1 protein-coding gene is annotated in these 1,170 nt (G+C 45.0%); it reads right to left on the bottom strand.

Going from position 1 to position 1,170, the window contains the following annotated elements; all coding sequences use genetic code 11:
• Positions 1–1,170: DNA internalization-related competence protein ComEC/Rec2 (locus R7D93_RS25720; protein ID WP_318129612.1), on the bottom strand; the 1,170-nt coding region annotated here is incomplete at both ends.

The following is a 1,170-nucleotide window of genomic DNA, read 5'->3' as shown; positions in this document are numbered from 1 at the left end:
AAACAACATTTTAAAACCTGTACTAGGGTCTTCCAGACTGATGACACAAGAGTGGGGGTTGTATGCACGTACAACAGGTTTAGGAGGCCAAAGTACCTCCATGTTCAACCCTTGCCACTTCCATTTCTCAGCAGCAATACAAGGCTGATAATGTAAAAAGCTCTGGCTGCTTAGTTTGTGTTTAGGTGAAAAGTACTGCTCTATCACTTTTCGGCCGCCAGCATGGTCATTATCGGCATGACTTAAAATCATCGTATCGACACTTGAGTAACCTCTGCGGTGCAGTACTGGCGTAATCACTTGCTCAGCTATACTGCCGTTTTGCCAAGCCTTGCCCGTATCATAGAGTAAAACACTCCCCTCATTTTCGACCAGCACCGCCAACCCATGCCCGACATCAAGCACATCAATACGCCAAGTTTGGTTATCTTGCTTAGGAAACAACCCTGTCATCACAACAATTACACAGACAAACATCCAAACGTAACGAGGCATAACATGTCTTAAAACGAGCACGGCACTCACTACAGCAATAACAAATGTCCACTCGGCACTAATGGGTTGCCAAGTTCCTATGGCATATCGAACCGACCAACTTAGTGGAACCAGAAATATGTCAAGCAAATACCATAGAACCGTCGCCAACATAGGAAAGAGCAATGACGCAATTAAAGCAGCAAACATGATTGGAACGACAACAAAGCCAAACCAAGGAATGAAAACCAAATTGTAGACTAAAGAAGACCAGCTAAATCCAGAGAAAAAATAGCCACTGATCGGGACAATCAATAAGCTCAGTATCAGTTGAGTCAACAGAAGTATCCGCAACTTTCCCAAACGACCTTCCTTCGAGTCTTGCACTGTGTTAACCGCAAACAAAACGGCACCAACGGATAAATAAGACAGCCAAAAACTCAAACTAAAAGAAGCAAAAGGTTGGAAGAAAAGTTGCAACGCCACAGCCAATAACAGTACGCGCCATGGACTCCAATGAACAAGCCAATACTTCAAAGCAAGATAGATGATACAAACAGAAACGGCTCGGGTCGTCGGCAAAGAAAAATCAGCAAGCCAAGCGTAAACAATGGCAACCGCCAACCCACTCACTGATGGTAGAACCCAATATCGCGGCATAACAAGCCGAATACGCCCACCAAGGGCGAGCCCAAC

Origin of the sequence: Vibrio sp. YT-15 (genome assembly GCF_033337445.1) — a bacterium.
In the GTDB taxonomy this organism is placed as follows: Bacteria; Pseudomonadota; Gammaproteobacteria; order Enterobacterales; family Vibrionaceae; genus Vibrio; species Vibrio alginolyticus.
This window is presented reverse-complemented; position numbering and strand designations above follow the sequence as displayed.